The 788-nt window shown below is 66.2% G+C and carries 1 protein-coding gene; it reads left to right on the top strand.

What is annotated here, in order from left to right; translation table 11 throughout:
- On the top strand, positions 1–783 hold a 783-nt coding region (locus ACKAE7_RS21090; RefSeq protein ID WP_408980231.1), incomplete at its 5' end, for an L-serine ammonia-lyase.
- Positions 784–788 lie beyond the last annotated feature (5 nt).

Consider the following 788-nt stretch of genomic DNA (forward strand, 5'->3'; position numbering starts at 1 on the left):
TACTCGGTGATGGAAGGGTGTGTGGCCACGTCCCTGAAGCGTGAGGGGGTGTTGCCGGGCGGGTTGAAGGTCCGGCGGCGGGCCCCTGACTGGTATGACCGGTTGCGGAAGGAAAGCGCTCGGCCTGCCGGTGACAGCCAGGACGGGGCGGGGGAGTTCCATGACCCGAAGTATTGGCAGGAGTGGGTTAACTTGGTCGCCTTGGCGGTGAATGAGGAGAACGCTTCCGGGGGCCGGGTGGTGACGGCGCCGACGAACGGTGCGGCGGGGATTATTCCGGCGGTGCTGTATTACGCGCTGCATTTCGCGCCGGGGATGGAGAACGCCTCCCAGGAGGACCGCGACGACGTGGTGGTCAGGTTCCTGCTCGCCGCCGGCGCTGTGGGGGTGCTGTATAAGGAGCAGGCATCCATTTCGGGGGCTGAGGTGGGGTGCCAGGGCGAGGTGGGGTCGGCGTCGTCGATGGCTGCTGCGGGCCTGGCTGAGGTGATGGGCGGAACCCCGGCGCAGGTGGAGAACGCGGCGGAGATCGCGATGGAGCACAACCTGGGGTTGACGTGTGATCCGATCGGCGGGCTGGTCCAGGTTCCGTGTATCGAGCGGAACGCGATCGCGGCGGCGAAGGCGATCAACGCCGCGAAGATGGCGCTCTGGGGCGACGGCTCCCACCGCGTCTCGCTGGATGAGGTGATCGTGACCATGCGCGAGACCGGTAAGGACATGAGCTCCAAATACAAGGAAACGGCCATGGGCGGCCTCGCCGTCAACGTCGTCGAATGCTGAAGGAA

Source organism: Pseudarthrobacter sp. NKDBFgelt (assembly GCF_046097905.1).
In the GTDB taxonomy this organism is placed as follows: domain Bacteria; phylum Actinomycetota; class Actinomycetes; order Actinomycetales; family Micrococcaceae; genus Arthrobacter; species Arthrobacter polychromogenes.